The sequence below is a fragment of the Paracoccus laeviglucosivorans genome (genome assembly GCF_900182695.1).
Lineage (GTDB): Bacteria > Pseudomonadota > Alphaproteobacteria > Rhodobacterales > Rhodobacteraceae > Paracoccus > Paracoccus laeviglucosivorans.
This window is the reverse complement of record NZ_FXTK01000006.1, coordinates 49,667-70,754: the sequence shown is the minus strand read 5'-3', so window position 1 is coordinate 70,754 and position 21,088 is coordinate 49,667. Positions and strand designations below refer to the sequence as shown.

The following is a 21,088-nucleotide window of genomic DNA, read 5'->3' as shown; positions in this document are numbered from 1 at the left end:
GTCGCCTAATTACCCGCCAGTCGAAAGCGAAAGCGCGACGCCCGGATAGCTCAGTTGGTAGAGCAGCGGATTGAAAATCCGCGTGTCGGCGGTTCAAATCCGTCTCCGGGCACCACTCCTCCCCCTTATCCCGATACTGCGACATAGCCAGACCGTTTGCGGTCGGCAGACGCCAATCCGGTCAGTCGTCATCATCGTCGTCACCACGATAGCGCCCGCGCCGGCCGTCATCGTCGTCATCGTCGTCATCGTCGTCGTCATCCCAATCCACATGACGCGATCTGCGGCGGTCGTCGTAATACCAGCCGTGATGCGGCGGATAACCCCATCCGATCACGCCGCGCATCAGCAGATGCTCCAGCGCGTCACGCTCGGATATGCGATAGCGCTGGCGGTCGTCGTCATCGGCAAGGGCCGCAACGGGAGCAAGGGCCAGCGCCCCAGCGGTCAGCATGATGTGAAACAGCCTCATCGTCCTTTTCCATCCCTTTCTGGGCAGCACTTCGCGGCTGCAAAAGGGTTACGGACGACGAGGCTTGGCTATTCCCGGCGGCGACGAATTTCCTAAAGGACCGAGGCCATGCCCCCATCCGCCATGATCAGTTGCCCGTTGACATAGTTCGACGCATCCGAGGCCAGAAAGATCGCGATGCCCGCCAGTTCCTCGGGTTTGCCCCAGCGCCGCATGGGGACGCGGCCCTTGACCCATTTGTCGAAATCAGGGTTCGCGATCAGCGCCTCGTTCATGTCGGTGATCATGTAGCCCGGTCCGATGGCATTCGACTGAATGCCCAGCTCGCCCCATTCGGCAGCCATCGCCTTGGTCAGCATCTTGATGCCGCCCTTGGCGACGGTGTAGGGCGCGATCGTCGCCCGCGCCAGTTCCGAGGTGAGCGAGCCGATATTGACGATCTTGCCCCGGCCCCGGCCCGCCATGCGCCGCGCGGCTTCGCGCCCCACGACAAAGGCCGCCGTCAGATTGGTGTCGATCACGCGCTGCCAGTCGGCAGTCGCAAGCTCAAGCATCGGTTTGCGGAACTGGATGCCCGCGTTGTTGACCAGAATATCGACCTGAACCCCGGCCTGATCCAGCGCGGCAAAGCCTGCGACCACCGCCGCCTCATCCGCCACGTCAAAGGCTGCGGTCAGAACGTCATGGCCTGCTGCGCGCATCTCGGCCTCGGCTTCGGCCAGACGGTCGGGGCTGACGCCGTTCAGCACGACACGCGCCCCCGCCTTGGCCAGACCTTCGGCCATGGCGCGGCCCAGCCCACGCGATGAGCCGGTCACAAGTGCGGTGCGGCCTGACAGATCGAACAATTCCATGATTTCCCCCAACTTGAGTCGCGATCAATGTATACATTGTGTCTGGCTGCGCCATTGCAAATCGCGTCGGGAAAGCGGATAAGCCTGCGCTTACCGGGAAACCCAGATGAATATACCCAATCGCCTTCGCCCGCTGACCACCCTGCCCGAGCTGACGCAAGCCGGGCTGGCCGTGGCCGATCCGCGACTAGAGCGGGTGGCGCAGGAATTCCGCATCCGCATCACGCCCGCGATGCAAAGCGCCGATCCGGGCATCGCCGCGCAATTCGTGCCCGATGTGCGGGAACTGGTCACGCGCCCCGAGGAATTGCTGGACCCGATCGGCGACGATGCCTTTAGCCCAACCCCCGGCCTGACGCATCGCTATCCCGACCGGGTGATCTTGCACATCACCAAGACCTGCGAGGTCTATTGCCGCTTCTGCTTCCGACGCGAGACGGTGGGCGACAGCGGCAACCTGCCGCCCGATCAGGTGGATGCCGCGCTGGATTACATCGCCCGCACCCCGGCGATTCATGAGGTGATCCTGACCGGCGGCGATCCCCTTGTGCTGTCGGCCCGCCGCATCGCTGCGCTGATGACACGGCTGGCGGCGATCCCGCATCTGGACGTGGTCCGGTTTCATACCCGCGTGCCGGTGGTGGCCCCTGCCCGGATCGACGCGGCCCTGCTTTCGGCGCTTCGGCCTGACCGGCTGGCGGTCTGGGTTGTGCTGCATACCAACCACCCCGCCGAGCTGACGCCTGACGCCTGCGCGGCGCTGGCGCGGCTGGCCGATGCGGGCATCCCGCTGCTGTCGCAATCGGTGCTGCTGCGGGGGGTGAATGCCGATGCCGGGATCCTGGCCGAATTGTTCCGCGCCCTGATCCGCAACCGGGTGAAGCCCTATTACCTGCATCATTGCGATCTGGCGCGGGGAACCAGCCATTTCCGCACCACGATTGCTGAAGGTCAGGCGATCATGGCCAGCCTGCGCGGGCGTATCTCGGGGACGTGCCTGCCGACCTATGTGCTGGATTTGCCGGGGGGGCACGGCAAGGCGCCGCTGGGATTGGGCCATGTCGAGACGCTGGATACGGGGCGGTATCATGTGCGGGACTGGCGCGGCAATCTGCACGAATATCGCGACCCCGAAGCGTAGCACCGGGGGCGCTTCGCCCCCCGGACCCCCCGAGGGTATTTCAGGAACCAAGAAGAATGGCCGCGCCGCGGGTTTCGCGGCGCGGTTTCTTCAGATCGTAGCCGCGCGCAATGCCTGACGGCGCGCGACGCGGGCGCGGATCGCCTCGACATCCGTGATCGGGGTCGCGGCGAACAATTCGCGGGTATAGGGGTGCGACGGCGCAGCAAAGACCGCCTCGCGGGTGCCTTGTTCCACGGCCTCGCCCTTGTTCATCACCAGCACGTCGTCGGCGATGTAGCGCACCACCGACAGATCGTGGCTGATGAAGACATAGGCCAGATTGAACTCGGCCTGCAGATCCGCCAGCAGGTTCAGAACCTGCGCCTGCACCGACAGGTCAAGGGCCGAGACGGGTTCGTCCAGCACCAGAAGCGTCGGTTTCAGCATCAGGGCGCGCGCGATCGCGATCCGCTGGCGCTGCCCGCCCGAGAACATATGCGGGTAGCGGTTGAAGACCTCGACCGGCAGGCCGACCTTGACCAGCATCTCCTCGGCCCGTCGCCTGCGTTCGGCGGCGGGGGTGTCCGTGTTCAGAAGGAGCGGCTCCATCAGCACGTCGCCGATCTTCTGGCGCGGGTTGAGGCTGCCGTAGGGGTTCTGGAACACCATCTGCACCTTGGACCGCATCTCGCGCGTCAGGCGTTGGCTGGCGATATCGACGGGCTGGCCCTCGATCCGCAGCTCGCCGCCTGATGCCGGGTCGATGAGCGCGATGATCCGCGCCAAAGTCGATTTGCCCGAGCCGGATTCGCCCACGATGGCCAGCGTTTTGCCGCGTTCAACGGCAAAACTGATGCCCTTGACCGCGTGGACGGTTTTCGCCTTGCGGGTCAGCGAGCCGGGGACCAGATAATCGCGCGTGATGGCGCGACCTTCGACGACAACAGTCATACCTTCACCTCCGGTTCCACCATGAAGCTGCTGACGGTGGGCAGGCGGTCGCCCGTGGCGTTTTCCGGCAGCGCCGAAAGCAATGCGCGGGTATAGGGGTGCTTGGGTGCTTCGAACAGCGACAGCACGTCGGCTTCCTCCATCTTCTTGCCCTTGTATTGCACCTGCACGCGGTCGGCGGTTTCCGCGACCACGCCCATGTCATGGGTGATCAGGATCAGTGCCATGCCGGTCTGTTCCTGCAACTTCATCAAAAGGTCCAGGATCTGCTTTTGAATGGTCACGTCCAGCGCGGTCGTCGGTTCGTCGGCGATCAGCAGGCGCGGGCCGGTGGCAATCGCCATTGCGATCATCACGCGCTGGCACTGGCCGCCCGACATCTGGTGAGGATAGCTTTTCAGCTTCTCCTCGGGTTCGGGGATGCCGACCTGTTTGAACAGCTCCAGCGCGCGGGCGCGGGCATCGCGTTTGGACATGCCCGCGTTGTAGCGCAGCACCTCCTCGATCTGGTAGCCCGCCGTGAAGGACGGGTTCAGCGATGCGATAGGTTCCTGAAAGATCATCGTGATCTCTCGTCCGATGATGCGGCGGCGGTCGCGGGGCGACATGGCCAGCAGGTTCTGACCGTCGAAGGTCATTTCATCGGCCGTCACCGTGGCGGTGTCGGGCAAAAGCCCCATCGCCGCCAGCATCGACACCGACTTGCCCGAGCCAGATTCGCCCACGATCGCCAGCACTTCGCCCTTGTCCACGCGCACGTCGATGCCGTCCACAGCGGTAAAGCTGCCGGTCGAGGTGGCAAAGCGGACGGTCAGGTTGCGGATGTTGAGGATAGACATGGTCATCAGCTCCGCTTCAGTTTCGGGTCAAGCGCATCCCGCAACCCGTCGCCCATCAGGTTGATCGCAAGGACCGAGATCAGGATGGCAAGGCCCGGAAAGGTCACGACCCACCAGGCGCGCAGGATGAATTCGCGCGCCTCGGCCAGCATGGTGCCCCATTCGGATGCCGGGGGCTGCGCGCCCATGCCAAGGAAACCAAGCGCCGCGCTGTCCAGAACCGCGCTGGAAAACGACAGCGTGGCCTGCACGATCAGCGGGGCCAGGCAGTTGGGCAGGATCGTCTTGAACATCAGGCGCAGGTTCGACGCGCCCGCCACCTTGGCGGCGGTGACGTATTCGCGCGCCTTTTCCGACATGACCGCCGCCCGCGTCAGACGCGCGAAATGCGGCTGATAGACGATGGCGATGGCGATCATCGCATTGGTCAGGCCCGGCCCAAGGATCGCAACCAGCACCAAAGCCAGCAGCAGCGATGGGAATGCCAGCACGACATCCATGACCCGCATGATAACCGTATCGACCCAGCCGCCGAAAAAGCCCGCGACAAGCCCGATGATGATGCCGCCGGTCAGCGCGATGGCGACGACGACGATGCCGATGAACAGCGAATATTGTGCGCCATAGATCAGCCGCGACAGCATGTCCCGGCCCACGGCATCGGTGCCCAGGATGAAGCCCGCGCGCCCGTTTTCATCCCAGATCGGCGGCAGCAACAGCGCATCGCGATATTGCTGCGTCGGATCATGGGGTGCCAGCACCGACGCAAAGATGGCGGTCAGCACCAGCAGCAGAAAGACGACCAGACCCGCGACGGCCCCCCGGTTCTGGCTGAAATAGAACCAGAATTCGCGCAGCATCCGCCCGCGCATGGCCGAGTTGGTGATTTTGACGGTGGTATCGGTCATTTGTGGCGGATCCTCGGGTTGATGAGACCATAGGTCAGGTCCACGATCAGGTTCACGACCATCACGATGCCCGCGATCAGCAGCAGGCCCGATTGCACCACGGGATAGTCGCGGCGCGAGATGGAATCGATCATCCACTTGCCGATGCCCGGCCAGCTGAAGATCGTTTCGGTCAGAATGGCCCCGGCCATCAGCACGCCGATCTGCAAACCGATGGTGGTGATGACGGGGATCATGGCGTTGCGCAGCGCATGGACGCCGATCACGCGGCGCATCGGCAGGCCCTTGGCCTTGGCGGTGCGGACGTAATCCTCGCCCATCACCTCAAGCATCGCCGAACGGGTCTGGCGTGCGATGACTGCCAGCGGGATCGTGGCCAGCACGATCGAGGGCAGGATCAGGTGGCTGACGGCCGAAGCAAACGCGCCCTCCTGCCCCGAAATCAGGCTGTCGATCAGCATGAAGCCCGTCACGGACGGGAAGAAATACATCAGGCTGATGCGCCCCGACACCGGCGTCCATTGCAGCACGCCCGAGAAAAAGATGATCAGCAGCAGCCCCCACCAGAAGATCGGCATCGAAAAGCCGACCAGCGCCCCGGTCATCGAAATCTGGTCGAACCACGATCCGCGCTTGATGGCGGCGATGACGCCCACCGGCACGCCGATCAGGGTGGCGATGACGATGGCGACCAGCGCAAGCTCGACCGTCGCGGGAAACAGCGACAGGAACTCGGCCAGCACGGGTTTCTTGGTGACGATCGAATTGCCCAGATCGCCCTGCAGCAGATTGCCAAGATAGGTGAAATACTGCTGCCACATGGGCTGATCATAGCCCAACTGGGCCGAAATCTGTGCGTAGCGTTCGGGCGAGACGCCGCGTTCGCCCGCCATCAGCAAGACCGGATCGCCCGGCAAAAGCCGGATGAAGCCAAAGGCCACCAGCGTGATCCCAAGCATCGTGGGGATCAGGTAAAGAAGTTTCGAGAGGATGAATCTAAGCATCAGACCCTTAACCTAAGGGCCGTGCGAAGGGTCGCCCCCCGCACGGCCGCATGAGTTGCAGATTGGCTTGGCCTTACTCGGCCAGGTCCACGGTTTCGAAGGTGTAGTCACCCAGCGGCGACTGCACGAAGCCCGTCACGTTCTTGGCCATCGGCACATATTGCGTCGAATGTGCCAGCGTGGCCCAAGGCGCTTCTTTCTTGAAGATGACCTGCGCCTCTTCGTACAGCTTCACGCGCTCATCGTGGTCCGAGGAAGACTTGGCCTTGGCAAGCAGGTCCGAGAATTCCTTGTTGCACCAGAATGCGCGGTTGGCCCCGCCTTCGGTGGCGGCGGCGCAGGACAGCAGCACGGTCAGGAAGTTGTCCGGGTCGCCGTTATCGCCCGTCCAGCCCAGGATGACGGCGCCCTTGCGGCCCGCTTCCATCGACTTTTTCAGATACTCACCCCATTCGTAGCTGACGATTTCCACGTTCACGCCAACTTTCGACATGTCGTTCTGGATCAGCTCGGCGGTGCGGCGGGCGTTGGGCATGTAGGGACGCTGGACGGGCATCGCCCAGACTTCCATCGTCAGGCCCGAAACGCCGGCATCTTCCAGCATCTTCTTGGCCGCTTCGGGGTCGTATTTGTCGTCCTCGATCGCGTTGCTATAGGACCACATGGTCGGCGGGATCGGGTTCTTCGCGATTTCCGCATCGCCCTGATAGACCGCATCCACGATGGCTTTCTTGTCGATCGCCATGTTCAGGGCCTTGCGGACCTCGGGCTTGTCGAAGGGCGCGACGGTCGTGTTATAGGCCAGATAGCCCACGTTCAGACCAGCCTGTTCGTCCAGCTTCAGGTTCGGGTCGTTGCGGATGTCCGCGATGTCGGCCGGCGACGGGTAAGGCATCAGGTGGCATTCGCCTGCCTTCAGCTTTTGCAGACGGACCGAGGCGTCGGGCGTGATCGCAAAGATCAGATCGTCGATCTTGGGCGCTTCGCCCCAGTAATCGGCGTTCTTCTGGTAACGGATCACGGCGTCTTTCTGATAGGCCACGAACTTGAACGGACCCGTGCCGATCGGCGCGTTGTTCAGGTCTTCCTTCGTGCCCGCCGCGTCCAGCGCGTCGGCATATTCCTTGCTGACGATCGACACGAAGGGCATCGCCACATTGGCCAGGAACGGCGCTTCAGGCTGGTTCAGCGTGAACTTGACGGTGTTGTCGTCAACCTTCTCGATGGACTTGATCAGCTTGTCCATTTCCATCGAGGAGTAATATTCATACGTGATCCCGGCGATATACTGGTGCCACGGATCATCGGCATTTGCCTGACGGTTGAACGTAAAGATCACGTCATCGGCGTTGAAATCGCGCGAGGGGGTGAACTTGTCGTTCGAGTGGAACTTGACGCCTTTGCGCAGGTGAAAGGTGTAGGTCAGGCCGTCTTCCGAAACTTCCCAGCTTTCTGCCAGAGCGGGTTCGATTTCGGTGGTGCCGGGTTTGAACTGCACAAGACGGTTATAGACCGCGTGACCCGACGCATCGAACGTCGTGCCCGAGGTATAGGGTGCCGGGTCGAAACCTTCGGGCGAACCTTCCGAGCAGTAGACAAAGGTCTTTGCGTGCAGCGGTGCCGCAGCCATCAGCGCGAAAGCCGACGCGGCTAGGAACCGGGTGGAGAAGAGCGACATTTTGCCTCCCATGTCGTGTTTTGTTCTTCAGCCTGCCGATGCAAACCAAACCAAACCTCAGGTCAAGAGCCTTGACCTTTACCGCGGGCATATCGCCGCATCTGACGTAGCGGAATGCAGCAGTCTGACAGCTTTACTGTCATTCTGCCAAACGCCCGAAGGTAGATCTTCCCGTTTCACGGCGCGGCTTGGCGAACCATTTCCTTGCTGCGCAAAAGATTCGAAAACGCTCTTCTTGCCTGCGGATCGGCGCGCATCACGCAAAGGGTCGCGCGGACAAGGCGATGTGTCAACCGTTGCGCGTATGGGCGCGGTGGATTAGCTGCAGGGGCACGGAATGGCGGATGGATATGACGATGGCAGCGCGCATCATGGTGGTCGCCGACCTGCACCTGGATCATTGGAAACATGCAGGACGCAATCCGCTGGACGCGCTGACCATGCCGGAATGGGCGATGCTGGACGGGCTGATCGTCGCGGGTGATCTGTCGAACGAGGCATTGCGCAAATGGCCGCGTTTTCTGTCCGCATTGACCGACCGCGTGGCGCCGGGGCGCATCCATATCGTGCCGGGCAATCACGATTATTACGGCCTTTCGCTGGACCGCGACGATGCGCTGGCCGACATTTGCGCCGCGCATGGCGTGGGCTTTGCGCAGGAACGCACCGTGACGATTGCGGGACAAAGGTTTCTGTGTGCGACCCTGTGGACCGATATTGCGCAGGATCTTGGACGCGACGCGGACCGCATCGCAGGTGCCTCGCCCCGGACCATCACCGCGATGCATCGCAGGCACGTGGGTTGGCTGGACCATGCGCTGGCCGAGAGCGGGCCGGATGCCACGGTCGTCACCCATCATGCCCCTCATCCCGATCTGCTGCCGCCCGATCAGCCCATGCCAGACCTGTTCGCCTCGGATCTTGGCGCGTTGATCCGCAGGCACCGGCCCCGGCAGTGGCTGTTCGGCCACGCGCACCGCGCCCATAGCGCGGTGATCGAGGGCTGCTATTGCCGCAATGTCGCATTCGGTCCGCCCGCGCACCGACCCGATCCCGGCGCGCGGCTGCGTCAGCTGATCATCTGACGCAAAAGCCGCGCAGTTTCCGCCGCCCCGTCCAGACGCAGACCGACCTGCCCCTGCGGCGGCGCGTCGGCAATCGCGGCGGCCATGCATTCGGCGCTTAATCCGTCTTCGGGCAGCATCCGCACCAGCCCCAGCCCCGCCAACTTTTCGGCGCGCAGCGTCTGCTCTGTCTCTCCGCCGCTGGCAAAGGGGACCAGCACGGCGCGGCACCCTGCCTGCAACACATCGCAGACCGTGTTGTAACCCGCCTGCGAGACCGAGACCCCTGCCCCCGCCATCAGCCCCGCCAGATCGGGGCGGAACCGATGCACGGCCAGCCGGTCGCCCCCCCGCGCCGCGATCGCGTCATATTCGGCTTGTGGCAGGTTCGGCCCGGTCAGCACACACCATGTCAGGTGATCCGGCAGCAGGTCACGCGCGCCCATCGCCGCCGAAATCAGCGGCGCACCCACCGCACCCCCGCCAGCCGAGACGATCACGTCGAACCGTTCGGACGGTTGCGGGCGGGCGGGCGCGACAAGGCCGGTATAATGCACCTTGTCCGCGATCTCATCGGCCAGGGGAAAGCTTTCCTCGATCCGGGCGAATGTCGGGTCGCCATGCATCAGCACCGCGTCGAACGCGGCCAGCGTTTCGACCGTTTCGCGGTCGCGCCCCGGCTTGCGCCCCGATTGCAGGATGTCGCGCACCGATGCAGCGATCAGCGGACGAGGCTGGCGGGCATGGGCCGCATCCAGCAGCGGCAGCAATTCGAACCGCACCTGACGGCGGCCAAAGGGGAACGCCTCGATCAGCAGCACATCGGGGCGCAGGGCATCAAACGCCGCCAGCAGCGCGTCGCGGCGCGTGGCGCGGAATGCGTCGTCGATGGGCACGCCCTTGGCATCGACCAGATCGGCAAAGCCCTCGGTCCCGGCAGCGATCGGCGGCAAAGCCATATGCGCGATGCCCAGAGCGGGAAAGCCGGGCACCGGCATCCCCCCCGTGACGACCGTGACCTGCACCCCATCCGCCGCCATCGCCTGCGCGATGCGGCTGGCGCGGGCCAGATGGCCGATCCCCAGCAGATGCTGGACATAGAACATCACCTTCATGCCCGCCCCCAGCTTGCCTGAAACAGCGCCTTCAACTCGGCCACGCTGCTGGCGGCGTTGAAATCCCGCCGCACCCGCGTTTCCGCCGCCTGCCCCAGCCGTGCCCGCAACGCCGGATCACGCATGGCGCGTTCCAGCGCGGCGGCCAGCGCGGGCGCATCTTCGGGCGGGACCAGCAGGCCGTTTTCGCCGTCGGTGAACAGTTCCGGGATGCCCGAGATATTCGTGCCGATGCAGCATAGCCGCTGGCTTGCCGCCTCGACCATCACGTTCGGCAGCCCGTCGCGGTCGCCGTCCGGGGTGATGCGACTGGGCAGCGCGAACAGGTCGCTTTCGCGATACAACGCCAGAACGTCCTGCTGCGGCAAGGCTCCGCGCCACGCGATGCGGTCCGACAGCCCCAATTCCGCGGCCAGCGGGCGCAGCGTCTCGATCTCTGGCCCGCCGCCGATATGGTCAAAGCGCCAGTTCAGGTCTGCAGGCAGCAACGCCAGCGCGTGCAGCAGCACGTCATAGCCCTTTTTCGGGACCAGCCGTCCGACGCTGACCAGCCGCACCGGATCGCCCAACCCGTCCCGATCCGAAGCCGCGCCGTCCCAAGGGCCGAAACGGTCAAGGTTCAGGCCGTGGTAGCTAAGATGCACCGTCTCCTCGCGCGGGGCCAAGGATCGCAGATGTTCCCAACCCGACCGCGTGCAGGTCACGCACCAATCCGCATGGCCCAGTTTGGCGCGCAGATCCCAGTCCGGCGACGTCCAGATGTCCTTGGCATGGGCCGATACCGTCCAGCCCGTCCCGATCATCAAGGCGGCATAGCTGCCCACCGATGCGGGCGTGTGCAGGAAATGCACATGCAGCCAGCCCGCATCGCGCGGCCATTCCGCCGCCAGCACCGCCGCCTGCCCGAACCGCCGCACCCGGTTGCGGCTGGGATCGCGGATCAGATCGCCCAGAAACCGCCGCGCCGCGGCCCAAAACCCGGCACGCGCCGCCACCCGAGCCAAGGCGCGCAGAACACGGCGCGGTTCGTCATGCAGATATTCCGGCAGATAGCTGACAGGCGCCTGAATTTCGTCATGCACCGGATGACGGCGCGTATCGGTCGGGTGGCGCATCGAGACCAGATGCAACTCCTGCCCCGCAAGTTCCAACCCGCGCAATTCCTGCGCGATGAACGTTTCGGACAGGCGCGGATAGCCCTTCAGCAGCACAACGGTCTTACGCATCAGACGGCGACCGCCCCGACCCGCTTGGGGGCCAGCCATTCGCCCATGATGCGGATGATGTTCTCCAGCCCGTCCAGATCGGGATGCGGATACCCGACCGAGGGCGGAAGCTGCCGCCCCAGCGCCCGGATCGCATCGGCCATGACCGCCGGATCGCAGGACTGTTCCGGCATCAGCATGGTCGCGGCGTTCAGATCGGTGGCGCGGCGGGCGCGGATCAACTGCTCCTCTCGGGGTTCGGTGCGGGGCAGGATCAGCGCGGGCTTGTCAAAGGACAGCACCTCGCACCAGGTATTGTAACCGCTCATGCAGATGACGGCTGCGGCATTGGCCATCAGATCCTCCATCCGGGGCGAGAAATCCATCACCTCCAACTTGTCATGGCGGCAGGCCAGCTTGCGGAGTTCGGCGCGCTGTTCGGCGGGCATATAGGGGCCAAGCACGATTACGGCCCGCTGCGGCAGATCGGGCGCGTGGCGATAAGCGGCGATCACATCGCGGATCATTTCCGCCCCGTCCCCGCCACCGCCCGGCGTGACAAGAATATAGGGTTCATCGACCGGGCGCGGCTCGATCCCGTAAGATGTGCGTTTCAGAAACCCGACATAACGCATCCGGTCATGCACCGGCGCGGGCACCTCCAGCCCCATCAGCGGGTCGTGAAAACCGCGCGGGCCATAGACCCAGATGTCGTCGAAATACTGATCCACCCGCGGCATCAGCTTTTTGCGTGACCATTCGGCAGCCAGCAGTTCAGGGCTGTCCATCACCTCGCGCAGACCCAGGACCAGCCGCGTGCCCATGCCTTTCAGCACGGCCAGCGTCTCCTCGATCTCGCCGTGCAGGCCCATGGGTTCCTTGTCCACGATCAACACGTCGGGCGCAAAGCTGCGCGCCGTTTCAAGGATGATCGAGCGCCGCATCTTCAGCGTGTCCGACAGATCGACATGCTCGGCAAGCGAGGTGTATTCGCCGTTGCGCAGCTTGATGACGCTGGGCACCTTGACGAAATCGACCCGCGCCCGGTAATCGAACGCCCCCGCGATGGGCGCGCCTGAAATGATCAGGACTTGCAGGCCGCTATATGCCTCGACCAGCGCATGGGCGATGGCACGGCAGCGGCGCAGATGGCCCAGACCGAAAGTGTCGTGACTATACAGCAGGATGCGCGCGTCTTTTAGGCTTGTCATATGGCTCACTTAGCGCAGTGGATCGGCGGCGTCACGCAACCCGTCGCCCATGAAGTTGAAGGCAAGGATCACAAGAACGACAGGGATGACGGGAAACAACAACCACGGGTAAAGAGCCAGCGTATTGACGCTGCGCGCCTCGGTCAGCAGGATGCCCCAGCTAGTCACGGGCGGACGCAGTCCAAGCCCCAGAAAGCTTAGCGCGGTTTCGCCAAGGATCATGCCGGGAATCGTCAGCGTGGCCGAGGCGACCAGATGCGACATGAAGCCCGGCACCAGATGGCGGGCGATGATGCGGCGCGGCCTTGCCCCAAGGATCTGGGCGGCCTGCACGTAATCTTCTTCGCGCAGAGCCAGCAGCTTGGAGCGGACGGCACGGGCAAGCCCGGTCCAGTCCAGCATCCCAAGGATGATGGTGATCCCGGCATAGACCAGCAGCGGGCTCCAGGTCACCGGCATGATCGCCGCCAGCGCCATCCATAGCGGGATCGAGGGGATGGATTGCAAGACCTCGATCATGCGCTGCACGATCGCATCAATCCAGCCGCCGTAATAGCCCGCAAGCCCGCCGATCACGATGCCCAGAACAAAGCTCATGGCGACGCCAAGGATGCCGATTGTCAGCGAAATCCTTGCGCCGTGGATGATGCGCGACAGGATGTCCCGCCCCAGCCTGTCCGTCCCAAGGAAATAGGCGCTGCCGCCCTGGGACGGACAGACCAGATGCCGGTCCCCCGCCACCTGCCCCCACAGCAGGTATTCGTCGCCCCGGCACAGGAAGCGCAGCTTTTCAGGGCGGGTGCGATCCTCGGCATAGACCCGTTGCAGGTTTTCCATGTCCAGCTGCATCGTGCGGGCATAGACATAGGGGCCGATGAAGCGGCCATCGTGGAACAGCCGGACCTGCTGCGGCGGGGCATAGATATTCGCCGTGTCGCGGGTATGCAGGTCATAGGGCGCCAGAAATTCGGCAAATGCCGCCGTCAGATACATCAGCGCCAGAAACACCGCCGACCAGACCGCGACGCGGTGGCGGCGGAATTTCCACCACATGACGCGGATCTGCGATGCATGGGCAAGCTTGCCGCCTTCGTCCTGCGCGTGATCTGCCACGGGATCAAAGGGCGCGTCCGATACACTATGGGGCAAAGGCTCGCCGGGTGGCGGCAGGCGGATCATTTGCGCGCCCTGCCCGACAGCCGGATGCGCGGGTCCAGCGCCGCCAGCGCGATGTCAGAGATCAGCACGCCGATCACCGTCAGAAACGCCAGAAACATCAGAAACGACCCGGCCAGATACATGTCCTGCGATTGCAGCGCCCGGATCAGCAGCGGGCCGGTGGTTTCCAGCGACAGCACGATCGCCGTGATCTCGGCCCCCGACACGATGGCGGGCAGGATCGAGCCTATGTCGGCGATGAAAAAGTTCAGCGACATGCGCAGCGGATATTTCAGCAGCACGCGGCCCGGATGCAGCCCCTTGGCGCGGGCGGTGGTGACGTACTGCTTGTCCAGCTCATCCAGCAGGTTGGCGCGCAGGCGCCGCGCCATGCCCGCCGTGCCTGCCGTGCCGATGATCAGCACGGGTATCCACAGATGCGACAGGATGGAACGCGCTTTGTCCCAGCTAAGCGGCTGGCCCATGAATTCGCGGTCCATCAGATGCCCGATGGACACGCCCCACCAGACATTGGCGAAATACATCAGGATCAACGCCAGCATGAAATTCGGGATCGCCAGCCCCAGCAGGCCAAGAAAGGTCAGCCCGTAATCGCCCCAGCTGTATTGATGTGTGGCCGAATAGATGCCGATGGGAAATGCGATGACCCATGTGACAATGATCGTCACCATGGACACCAACACCGTCAGCCACATGCGACTGCCCACGACCTCGGACACCGGCATCCGGTATTCGAAGGAATAGCCGAAATCGCCGCGCAGCATCCCGCCGACCCAGTGCAGGTAACGGATCGGCACGGGCTGGTCGAAACCGTAGCGCGTCTTCAGATCCTCGATTTCCTGCAGGTCCGCCGTCTCGCCCATGGCGCGCAGTTCCTGCACATAGCTTTCGAAATAGTCGCCGGGCGGCAATTCGATGATTGTGAACACCAGCATCGAAATCAGGACCAGCGTCGGCACCATCACCGCCACGCGCCACGCAAGGTAACGGATCATGCCTTGCCCTCCAGCCAGAAGGTGTCGGGCATATAGACCCCCAGATAGGCAGTGGGATCAAAGCCATAAAGCGCGTCATCGGGCATGTTGCGCAGATTGTCACGGCGCACCACGGGTTGCAGCACCTGATTGACCGTGCCGATGGTAAAGACCTGCTGACCCCACAGCGTCAGGATGCGGTCCCAGACCTCGGCCCGTTGATAGGTGGCGGGGGCGGCCTGCCATTCGCGATACAGCGCCAGCAATTCCTGCGCGGCAGGCAGGTCCGGCGCCTGACCCGCCGTCCCGCCCGAGACGTAATGCGCGCCCCAAAGAGGCCATTGCACCTGATCGTCCGTGACCGGGGCAAAGCCGTTCGGTGGCATATCGGCATTGGGGATGCCGCAATCCAGCCCCTCCCACGCGGCCATGACAACCTGACCTGCCATGACCCGGCTGCGGAACAGGTCGCGCTGGCTGACGCGGGGGATCAACTGAATGCCGATGTCGCGGAAATGCCCGTCGATCAGTTGCAGGATGTCGGTCTGAAGCGTGCTCTCGCCTGTCGTATCCACGATGATCTGCATCTGCCGACCGTCGGGCATTTGCCGCAATCCCCGGCCGTTTCGGACAAATCCCGCCTGATCCAGCAGCGCATTGGCGCGGTCGGGATCGTATTCGGCCCACATCCGCGCCAGTTCTGGACGATAAAGCGGGCAGTCGGGAAGGACGGTATTCGCCCCCTCGGACGCCAGCCCGAAGAACACGACCATGTTGATTTCGTGTCGGTCCACGCCCAGCGACAGCGCGCGGCGGAAACGCACGTCCTGCACCGCCGCGCGCCAGCCCGCATCGGCGCAGTTCATGTTCGGGACCAGCACCATGCGCGAGCCTTGGCTGCGTTTCCACAAGTCCAGCTTGATCGGAAAGCGTTTCTCGGCCTGTTTCAGATAGGTGTAATCGGCGAAATCCAGACCGACCATCTGCAGATCCGCCTCTCCGGCCCCGGCCTTGGCGGGGATCAGATCGGCCGATGTCACGTTCAGCTCCAGCCGGTCGATATAGGGAAGCTGCTGGCCCTTGTGGTCGATGCGGTGGAAATAGGGGTTGCGGGTAAAGATGAACTGCTCGGCCGGGGGCGCGGTACGGGGCACCCACGCCTCAAGCGTAGGCAGGTCGGGGTTTTCGGGCCGGTTCTGGCGCGACATCTTCTGCATCAAGGCCACCCAGTCATCGACGCGCTGCTGGGCAACGTGGCGGGCAATGTCCTCGGGCTTGGCGTAATCGGGATGAAACTGTCGCAGATAGGCATGGGGCAGCACCAGACGCGGCGGCACGGGCGCGGCCAGCCGCCCCAGAAAGGCCGGGTTCGGCACGTCCCAGCTGTAACGCACGGTCAGATCGTCCAGCACCTGAAATCGCGGGGGTTCGCCATCCACCCGCATATCCGCAGGCGGACCGCCGCGCGACATTTCCGGGTTCAGCGCAATGTCTTCCCACGCAAAGCGGAAATCCTCGGCGGTCAGGGGGCTGCCGTCCGACCAGCGATGCCCGCGCCGCAGCCGGAATGTGAAGATGCGTTCATTCGCGACGTGATAGCGCTCCAGAATATCGGGCTGCAGGATCAGGTCGCGGTCATAGCCGACCAGCCGGGCATAGCTGATGACGGGGACATAGCGGACATCCCGCGCCCCTCCGACCAGAATGCGCAGCCGCCCGCCATATTGCCCTGCAGCCTGCCCCGGTCCGGTCAGATGCACGACGCGCGGAATAAGCGGCAGGCGATGCCCGACCGGCGGCTGGTCCGGCAGAGCGGGGCCGCCGTGAAACGCAGGCTCGGCCCCCGCGGCCACAGGAATGGCGGATGCCAGCAGCGCCAGCGTCTGTCGGCGGGTCAGGCGCGTCATGCCCGCACCTGTGCGGCATCCGCGCCGGGTCGGGCCAGCACCTGATGACCCGCGCCAAGGTCCAGCGCGGCAAGCTGCGGCCCCACGAAGACCGGCGCCCATTCCTGCGTCGCGGCCAGCGTCGCGAAATCCAGCGGGCGGTCCAGATCGGGATAGGGCACGGCGGCCAGCAGCGCGCGGGTATAGGGGTGGACAGGATCGCGCATGATGACCTCGCGCGGGCCGATTTCGACGATGCGGCCCCCCTGCATCACGGCGACCTGATCGGCCATGTAATTCACCACCGCCAGATTGTGCGAGATGAACAGATAGGTCAGGCCCAGATCGCGCTGCAAATCCTTGAGCAGGTTCAGAACCTGCGCCTGCACCGACACGTCAAGCGCCGAGGTCGCCTCGTCGCAGACGATCAGTTCGGGGCCAAGCGCAAGGGCGCGGGCGATGCCGATGCGCTGGCGCTGCCCGCCGCTGAAACTGTGCGGATAGCGGGCAAGGTCACGGTCGGGCAGGCCCACCGCCCGCATCAGGTCGCGGGCGCGGGCGCGGCGGCTGGTGCGGTCGCCGATGCCATGCACCTCCAGCGGCTCGGTCAGGATGCTGCCCACGGTCATATGCGGCGAAAGGGACGACACGGGATCCTGAAACACCATCTGCACCCGGCGGCGCAGCGCCATCAGCGCAGGCCCCTGCGCCGCCAGCATGTCCTGCCCGTCCAGCGTGACCCGACCCGCGTCAGGCGTGATCGCCCGCACGATCATCTTGCCCACCGTCGTCTTGCCCGAGCCGCTTTCGCCGACCAGCCCCAGCGTCTGGCCGCGCGCGATGGTAAAGCCCACGTCATCGACCACGCGCACCGCCTGCGGACGCCGCAGGCCGCCACCGCGCGGGGCAAAGGATTTGACCAGCCCGCTGACCTGCAATACCGGCCCTTGGCAAGGCTGCACGGCCCGCCCCAGACTTGCCACATCGACCCGCGCCGGGACCAAAGGGCGCAGGCGTTCGCCGGGGGGCATGTCGAAATGCGGCACTGCATCCATCAGCGCCCGCAGATAGGGATGGCGCGGCTGGCGAAAAATCGGCTGGGTCGGGCCGGCCTCGACCACCTCGCCGCGATACATCACCACCACCTCGTCCGAGAGGTTCGCGACCACGCCCAGATCATGGGTGATCAGCAGCATCGCCATGCCGCGGCGTTCCTGCAACTTGCGCAGCAGCTTCAGCAATTGCCCCTGAATGGTCACGTCCAGCGCGGTCGTTGGCTCATCCGCGATCAGCAGCGCCGGATCGCAGATCAGCGCCATGGCCACCATGGCGCGCTGGCGCATCCCCCCCGACAGTTCGAACGGATACATCTGCATGACGCGGGCCGGGTCGCGGAACCCGACATCGGCCAGCATCGCCTCGACCCGCTCGGCGCGTTCGCGGGGCGAAAGGACGGAATGGATGCGCAGCGCCTCGTCTATCTGGTTGCCGATGGTGTGCACGGGCGAGAGCGAACTCATCGGTTCCTGAAAGATCATGCCGATGCGGTTGCCGCGAATGGCGCGGATCTGCCGCCCGTCCTGCGGCAGGCGCGTCAGATCGACGGGCAAGCTGTGGTCGCGGGCCGGGTCGTCGAACATGATGTTGCCCGACACTTGGGCATATTTCGGCTGCAGCCCCATAATGCAGCGCCCGATGACCGACTTGCCCGATCCCGATTGCCCAACCAGCGTCGTGACGCGGCCCGGCAGGATACGCAGGGATGCGTCGCGCACCGCCTGAATACGGCCACCGTAAAGCGGAAAGACCACATTCAGGTTTTCGATTCGCAGCAGATCGCGGAAATCGCTCATGCGTGGCCCGGCTGTCATTTCGACAGGTGCGATGCTAGTCAAGGCGCGGCAGGCTGTCCATGCCACGCGGAGGAACCGATGCAACCAAAGGACAAGGCATGGTTCGACGCCCGGCTGCGTCAGCTTCAGGCGATGATCGACGCGGGCGATTTCGCAGGCGCGGGCGCGCTGGCCGATGCCCTGACGACCGAGCAGACCGACGCCATGGGCCCGCCGACGCTGGCAGGCGTGCCGCGCCGCCTGCACGCCGCGCGGCTGCGGCTTGCGCGGGCGCAGGGCGACCAGATCGCCAAGCTGGGCTGGCAGGCGATGCAGGGACCGGGGCTGGACGGGTTGCTGCCCCTTGCCACGCTGACGGCGAAGGAACGGCAGCAGGCGGCGGCGATGGCCGGGACGCCCGTGCCGCGCATCCTGCACCAGATATGGATCGGGGATTTGCCACCCCCGCCCTCGGTCGCGGCGTGGCGGGCTTGGTGCATTCTGAACGGCCGCGAATACCAGCTTTGGGACGAAGCCGCGCTGGACCGGATCGGGGCGACGACGCACCCCGTCTATCGCCAGATGCTGGCACAGGGCGATTATCCCGGCGCGGTCGATGTCGCGCGCTATCTGGTGCTTGAGGCCGCGGGCGGCCTCTATCTGGACGCCGATTTCCACCCCGCCCGCGACGATGCCGATTTCGACGACTACATCGCCCCCTTCGGCCTTGCCGCGCTGGCCGAGGATACGCCGCGCATCACCGGGCGCGGCGCGCTGCTGTTGACCAATGCGCTTATTTCCACCCCTGCGGGCCATCCGGCCCTGAGCGCGCTGATCCGTGCCTTGCCCCAGGCGGTGGCCGCCCTGCCCCGTGCGCCCGCATGGTGGGTGACGGGGCCGCTGATCTTCACGCTGTTCGCGCGGCTTTGTCCGCTGGGACTGGCCGCGCATGACATCGTGGCCGGTCGCCTGCCACGCGGCGCAGACGGGGCCGAGCTGCAACGCTTCAGGCGCGGGCCGGGTCTGCTGATCGACTGGAAAAGCTGGTAAGTTCGGGCAGGAAGCTGTCGGGCGTCACCCACGCGCAATGCGCGGTCATGCCCATCAGGCGGTCCAGAAAATCCCAGACTTCGGGCGTGTGATCCATGTGATGGGTCAGGATACCCACGGGCCGGTCCACCTGCACCCGAAGCGCCAGTTTTTGCCATAGCAGCGCCGGATGGCGCAGCCCGCGCCTGGCCCGCCAGTCGATCGGGTCGATATCGGCGTTCAAGACCGGCATCCCCCGCGCCGAGATCTTGCCGTAGGCCGACAGCGCCCGGATGCCGATGCCGGGCAGACCCGCCGTCACCTCGGGCGACACGCGGTTCCAAGGCGGGACCAGCAGGTCCAGCGCCCGCGCGCCGAATGTCTGGCGCAGCACCGCACGGCCCTGCGCCAGTTCCTCCAGCACGACTGGCGCGGGACGATGCGGTCCAAGCTCTTGCTTTTTCTGGTGCGGACCGGCGTGGTTCTGATGCGACCAGCCATGCAGCGCGACGCGGCCCTGCGGCGGCAGAATGTCGGCCAACACCGGGTCCAGCCGCGCCGGGATCACCGCCAGCAGCGGCGGCACCCCGTGCCGTGCGCATAGCGCCAGCAGCCTGTCCAGCACGGGACCGGGGCGCGTGGCATCATCGTCGCGCAGCCAGAACCGCAGATCGCGCCCTTCGGCAGCCCGCAGCGCACGTTCAAAGACCTGGATCATCGCACGCCCCGCAGCAACCCATCCAGACGTGCGGCAGCGGCGGCAAGGTCGCGTTCGCCCTGCACAAAGCGCCGCGCCGCACCCGCCAGCCGGTCGCGCATGTCGGCATCCGTCAGCATCCGCGTGATCGCCTGGGCATAGGCGTCCACGTCACGTTCAGGCGTCAGCAGGCCCGTGATGCCGTCCTGCACCACCTCGGGGACGCCTGCCGTCGCCTCGCTGATGACGGGCAGACCCGCCGCCTGCGCCTCAAGCGCGGCAAGGCCATAGGCTTCGGCATGGCCGGGCCACAGATAGGCCCAGCCGCTGCGATAAAGCGCGGCCAGTTCCGGCTGCGCAAGCTGACCCAGAAACCGCACATTGCCCATATCCGCAAACAGCGCCTGCACCTGATCCCGCGCCGGACCGTCCCCCGCGATGGACAGCCGCCAATTGCCCGACACCCGCCGCAACGCCGCGGCAAGGGCAGCGTAGCTGGAAAGCTTGTCGCCGGGTCGCATCATCGCGGCAGTGACGAAGTGCCCCGGCTCGGGCATGGCCTTTGCCCCAAACGGCGCTGTGTCGATAAAGGGCGGCAGCCGCATGGCGCAAACGCCCAGCGCCTGCAGCCCCAGCGCATCGCGCCCCGTCATCGAGATGTTCAGCGCCGCCTGACGCACACCCGCCGCCACCAGTTCCTGCGTCCGCGCCCAGTCGCCCTGATTGCGGCGTTGGGACCAGGATGCCTCGATCGTGACATAGGGCAGGTCATAATCGCGGCACAGCACCGGCCCCAGCAGATCGGGGGATTTGTAATAGGGGTGATAACAAAGGAACAGATCGGGTGCGTCCCATGTGGCGACGATCCGCGCCCATTCCTCATCGGCCAAGGCCATGGCCTGATCCAGCCCCACGGGTTCGCGCAGAAAGACCCGCATCTGCGACACCAGCGACACCCGATGCCCGGCCAGCCGCAGCGCCTGCATCAGCAGGCGCGCCATCGCCCGGTCGCCTGACGGAACCGGATGATCGGGCGATTTCAGCGGTGCGTAAAAGGCGATGTGCAT

Annotated in this window: 19 protein-coding genes and 1 tRNA gene; 4 read left to right on the top strand and 16 right to left on the bottom strand. The window is 64.9% G+C overall.

All coding sequences use genetic code 11. From position 1 onward, the window contains the following. The first annotated feature begins 39 nt into the window (after positions 1-39). Positions 40-115: transfer RNA gene (locus FN835_RS09155), tRNA-Phe, on the top strand. A 66-nt stretch (positions 116-181) separates the two neighbouring features. On the opposite strand, the gene FN835_RS09150 is transcribed toward FN835_RS09155, so the two are convergent. Together FN835_RS09150 and FN835_RS09145 are read right to left on the bottom strand one after the other, a co-directional pair. Beyond that, on the bottom strand, positions 182-472 hold the full coding sequence (locus FN835_RS09150; RefSeq protein WP_142662918.1) for a hypothetical protein: 291 nt from the start codon (positions 470-472) through the stop codon (positions 182-184). 92 nt (positions 473-564) lie between these two features. Beyond that, entirely contained in the window at positions 565-1,326 is a 762-nt protein-coding gene (locus FN835_RS09145; protein WP_142662917.1) for an SDR family oxidoreductase, read from the bottom strand. Positions 1,327-1,432: 106 nt separating this feature from the next. Between FN835_RS09145 and FN835_RS09140 the strand changes: the two genes are divergently transcribed. After that, positions 1,433-2,467, top strand: coding sequence for a lysine-2,3-aminomutase-like protein (locus FN835_RS09140; protein ID WP_142662916.1), 1,035 nt, complete (start codon positions 1,433-1,435; stop codon positions 2,465-2,467). 90 nt (positions 2,468-2,557) lie between these two features. Here FN835_RS09140 and FN835_RS09135 read toward each other — a convergent pair whose 3' ends face one another. From FN835_RS09135 to FN835_RS09115, 5 genes are all read right to left on the bottom strand, one after another. Continuing rightward, positions 2,558-3,400, bottom strand: a complete 843-nt coding sequence (locus tag FN835_RS09135; protein ID WP_142662915.1) for an ATP-binding cassette domain-containing protein — start codon at positions 3,398-3,400, stop codon at positions 2,558-2,560. Beyond that, complete coding sequence (locus tag FN835_RS09130; protein WP_142663001.1) at positions 3,397-4,239, bottom strand: ABC transporter ATP-binding protein; 843 nt, start codon at positions 4,237-4,239, stop codon at positions 3,397-3,399. Before FN835_RS09130 ends, FN835_RS09135 begins: the two co-directional genes overlap by 4 nt. 5 nt (positions 4,240-4,244) lie before the next feature. Beyond that, positions 4,245-5,147 carry an ABC transporter permease subunit gene (locus FN835_RS09125; RefSeq protein ID WP_142662914.1) on the bottom strand — a complete coding sequence of 301 codons (903 nt, stop codon included), beginning with the start codon at positions 5,145-5,147 and terminating at the stop codon, positions 4,245-4,247. After that, positions 5,144-6,151 carry an ABC transporter permease subunit gene (locus tag FN835_RS09120; protein ID WP_142662913.1) on the bottom strand — a complete coding sequence of 336 codons (1,008 nt, stop codon included), beginning with the start codon at positions 6,149-6,151 and terminating at the stop codon, positions 5,144-5,146. Before FN835_RS09120 ends, FN835_RS09125 begins: the two co-directional genes overlap by 4 nt. 73 nt (positions 6,152-6,224) lie before the next feature. After that, entirely contained in the window at positions 6,225-7,829 is a 1,605-nt protein-coding gene (locus tag FN835_RS09115; RefSeq protein WP_142662912.1) for an ABC transporter substrate-binding protein, read from the bottom strand. 344 nt (positions 7,830-8,173) lie between these two features. Here FN835_RS09115 and FN835_RS09110 point away from each other — a divergent pair, with 344 nt between their 5' ends. Further along, positions 8,174-8,914: a metallophosphoesterase family protein gene (locus FN835_RS09110; RefSeq protein ID WP_185958636.1), complete on the top strand. Its 741-nt coding sequence runs from the start codon at positions 8,174-8,176 to the stop codon at positions 8,912-8,914. Here the strand turns inward: FN835_RS09110 and FN835_RS09105 are convergent. Genes FN835_RS09105 through FN835_RS09075 form a run of 7 tightly spaced genes read right to left on the bottom strand, consistent with a single transcriptional unit; the run spans position 8,899 to position 18,316 of the window. Beyond that, positions 8,899-10,008: a glycosyltransferase family protein gene (locus tag FN835_RS09105; protein WP_142662910.1), complete on the bottom strand. Its 1,110-nt coding sequence runs from the start codon at positions 10,006-10,008 to the stop codon at positions 8,899-8,901. The genes FN835_RS09110 and FN835_RS09105 overlap by 16 nt on opposite strands. After that, complete coding sequence (locus tag FN835_RS09100) at positions 10,005-11,234, bottom strand: glycosyltransferase family 4 protein (RefSeq protein ID WP_142662909.1); 1,230 nt, start codon at positions 11,232-11,234, stop codon at positions 10,005-10,007. The genes FN835_RS09105 and FN835_RS09100 overlap by 4 nt, the downstream gene beginning before the upstream one ends. After that, a complete protein-coding gene (locus FN835_RS09095; protein WP_142662908.1) occupies positions 11,234-12,424 on the bottom strand; it encodes a glycosyltransferase family protein in 1,191 nt (396 codons plus the stop codon). Before FN835_RS09095 ends, FN835_RS09100 begins: the two co-directional genes overlap by 1 nt. Positions 12,425-12,433: 9 nt before the next feature. Then, positions 12,434-13,603 carry an ABC transporter permease gene (locus FN835_RS09090; RefSeq protein ID WP_142662907.1) on the bottom strand — a complete coding sequence of 390 codons (1,170 nt, stop codon included), beginning with the start codon at positions 13,601-13,603 and terminating at the stop codon, positions 12,434-12,436. After that, complete coding sequence (locus FN835_RS09085) at positions 13,600-14,598, bottom strand: ABC transporter permease (protein ID WP_142662906.1); 999 nt, start codon at positions 14,596-14,598, stop codon at positions 13,600-13,602. Before FN835_RS09085 ends, FN835_RS09090 begins: the two co-directional genes overlap by 4 nt. Beyond that, positions 14,595-16,484 carry an ABC transporter substrate-binding protein gene (locus tag FN835_RS09080; protein ID WP_142662905.1) on the bottom strand — a complete coding sequence of 630 codons (1,890 nt, stop codon included), beginning with the start codon at positions 16,482-16,484 and terminating at the stop codon, positions 14,595-14,597. Before FN835_RS09080 ends, FN835_RS09085 begins: the two co-directional genes overlap by 4 nt. Further along, entirely contained in the window at positions 16,481-18,316 is a 1,836-nt protein-coding gene (locus tag FN835_RS09075; protein ID WP_142662904.1) for a dipeptide ABC transporter ATP-binding protein, read from the bottom strand. The genes FN835_RS09080 and FN835_RS09075 overlap by 4 nt, the downstream gene beginning before the upstream one ends. Before the next feature lie 78 nt (positions 18,317-18,394). Here FN835_RS09075 and FN835_RS09070 point away from each other — a divergent pair, with 78 nt between their 5' ends. Further along, positions 18,395-19,345, top strand: coding sequence for a glycosyltransferase family 32 protein (locus FN835_RS09070; protein ID WP_142662903.1), 951 nt, complete (start codon positions 18,395-18,397; stop codon positions 19,343-19,345). Here FN835_RS09070 and FN835_RS09065 read toward each other — a convergent pair. Both FN835_RS09065 and FN835_RS09060 read right to left on the bottom strand, forming a co-directional pair. Further along, entirely contained in the window at positions 19,302-20,042 is a 741-nt protein-coding gene (locus tag FN835_RS09065; protein WP_142662902.1) for a polysaccharide deacetylase family protein, read from the bottom strand. The genes FN835_RS09070 and FN835_RS09065 overlap by 44 nt on opposite strands. Beyond that, the gene (locus tag FN835_RS09060; protein ID WP_142662901.1) at positions 20,039-21,088 is read right to left on the bottom strand and encodes a glycosyltransferase family 4 protein; all 1,050 of its coding nucleotides are present in this window, start codon (positions 21,086-21,088) and stop codon (positions 20,039-20,041) included. Before FN835_RS09060 ends, FN835_RS09065 begins: the two co-directional genes overlap by 4 nt.

Bases quoted from the DNA above. Each gene is read 5' to 3' on its own strand.
- FN835_RS09150 (WP_142662918.1), bottom strand. From the start codon at position 472: ATGAGGCTGTTTCACATCATGCTGACCGCTGGGGCGCTGGCCCTTGCT.
- FN835_RS09145 (WP_142662917.1), bottom strand. From the start codon at position 1,326: ATGGAATTGTTCGATCTGTCAGGCCGCACCGCACTTGTGACCGGCTCA.
- FN835_RS09140 (WP_142662916.1), top strand. From the start codon at position 1,433: ATGAATATACCCAATCGCCTTCGCCCGCTGACCACCCTGCCCGAGCTG.
- FN835_RS09135 (WP_142662915.1), bottom strand. From the start codon at position 3,400: ATGACTGTTGTCGTCGAAGGTCGCGCCATCACGCGCGATTATCTGGTC.
- FN835_RS09130 (WP_142663001.1), bottom strand. From the start codon at position 4,239: ATGTCTATCCTCAACATCCGCAACCTGACCGTCCGCTTTGCCACCTCG.
- FN835_RS09125 (WP_142662914.1), bottom strand. From the start codon at position 5,147: ATGACCGATACCACCGTCAAAATCACCAACTCGGCCATGCGCGGGCGG.
- FN835_RS09120 (WP_142662913.1), bottom strand. From the start codon at position 6,151: ATGCTTAGATTCATCCTCTCGAAACTTCTTTACCTGATCCCCACGATG.
- FN835_RS09115 (WP_142662912.1), bottom strand. From the start codon at position 7,829: ATGTCGCTCTTCTCCACCCGGTTCCTAGCCGCGTCGGCTTTCGCGCTG.
- FN835_RS09110 (WP_185958636.1), top strand. From the start codon at position 8,174: ATGGATATGACGATGGCAGCGCGCATCATGGTGGTCGCCGACCTGCAC.
- FN835_RS09105 (WP_142662910.1), bottom strand. From the start codon at position 10,008: ATGAAGGTGATGTTCTATGTCCAGCATCTGCTGGGGATCGGCCATCTG.
- FN835_RS09100 (WP_142662909.1), bottom strand. From the start codon at position 11,234: ATGCGTAAGACCGTTGTGCTGCTGAAGGGCTATCCGCGCCTGTCCGAA.
- FN835_RS09095 (WP_142662908.1), bottom strand. From the start codon at position 12,424: ATGACAAGCCTAAAAGACGCGCGCATCCTGCTGTATAGTCACGACACT.
- FN835_RS09090 (WP_142662907.1), bottom strand. From the start codon at position 13,603: ATGATCCGCCTGCCGCCACCCGGCGAGCCTTTGCCCCATAGTGTATCG.
- FN835_RS09085 (WP_142662906.1), bottom strand. From the start codon at position 14,598: ATGATCCGTTACCTTGCGTGGCGCGTGGCGGTGATGGTGCCGACGCTG.
- FN835_RS09080 (WP_142662905.1), bottom strand. From the start codon at position 16,484: ATGACGCGCCTGACCCGCCGACAGACGCTGGCGCTGCTGGCATCCGCC.
- FN835_RS09075 (WP_142662904.1), bottom strand. From the start codon at position 18,316: ATGAGCGATTTCCGCGATCTGCTGCGAATCGAAAACCTGAATGTGGTC.
- FN835_RS09070 (WP_142662903.1), top strand. From the start codon at position 18,395: ATGCAACCAAAGGACAAGGCATGGTTCGACGCCCGGCTGCGTCAGCTT.
- FN835_RS09065 (WP_142662902.1), bottom strand. From the start codon at position 20,042: ATGATCCAGGTCTTTGAACGTGCGCTGCGGGCTGCCGAAGGGCGCGAT.
- FN835_RS09060 (WP_142662901.1), bottom strand. From the start codon at position 21,088: ATGCACATCGCCTTTTACGCACCGCTGAAATCGCCCGATCATCCGGTT.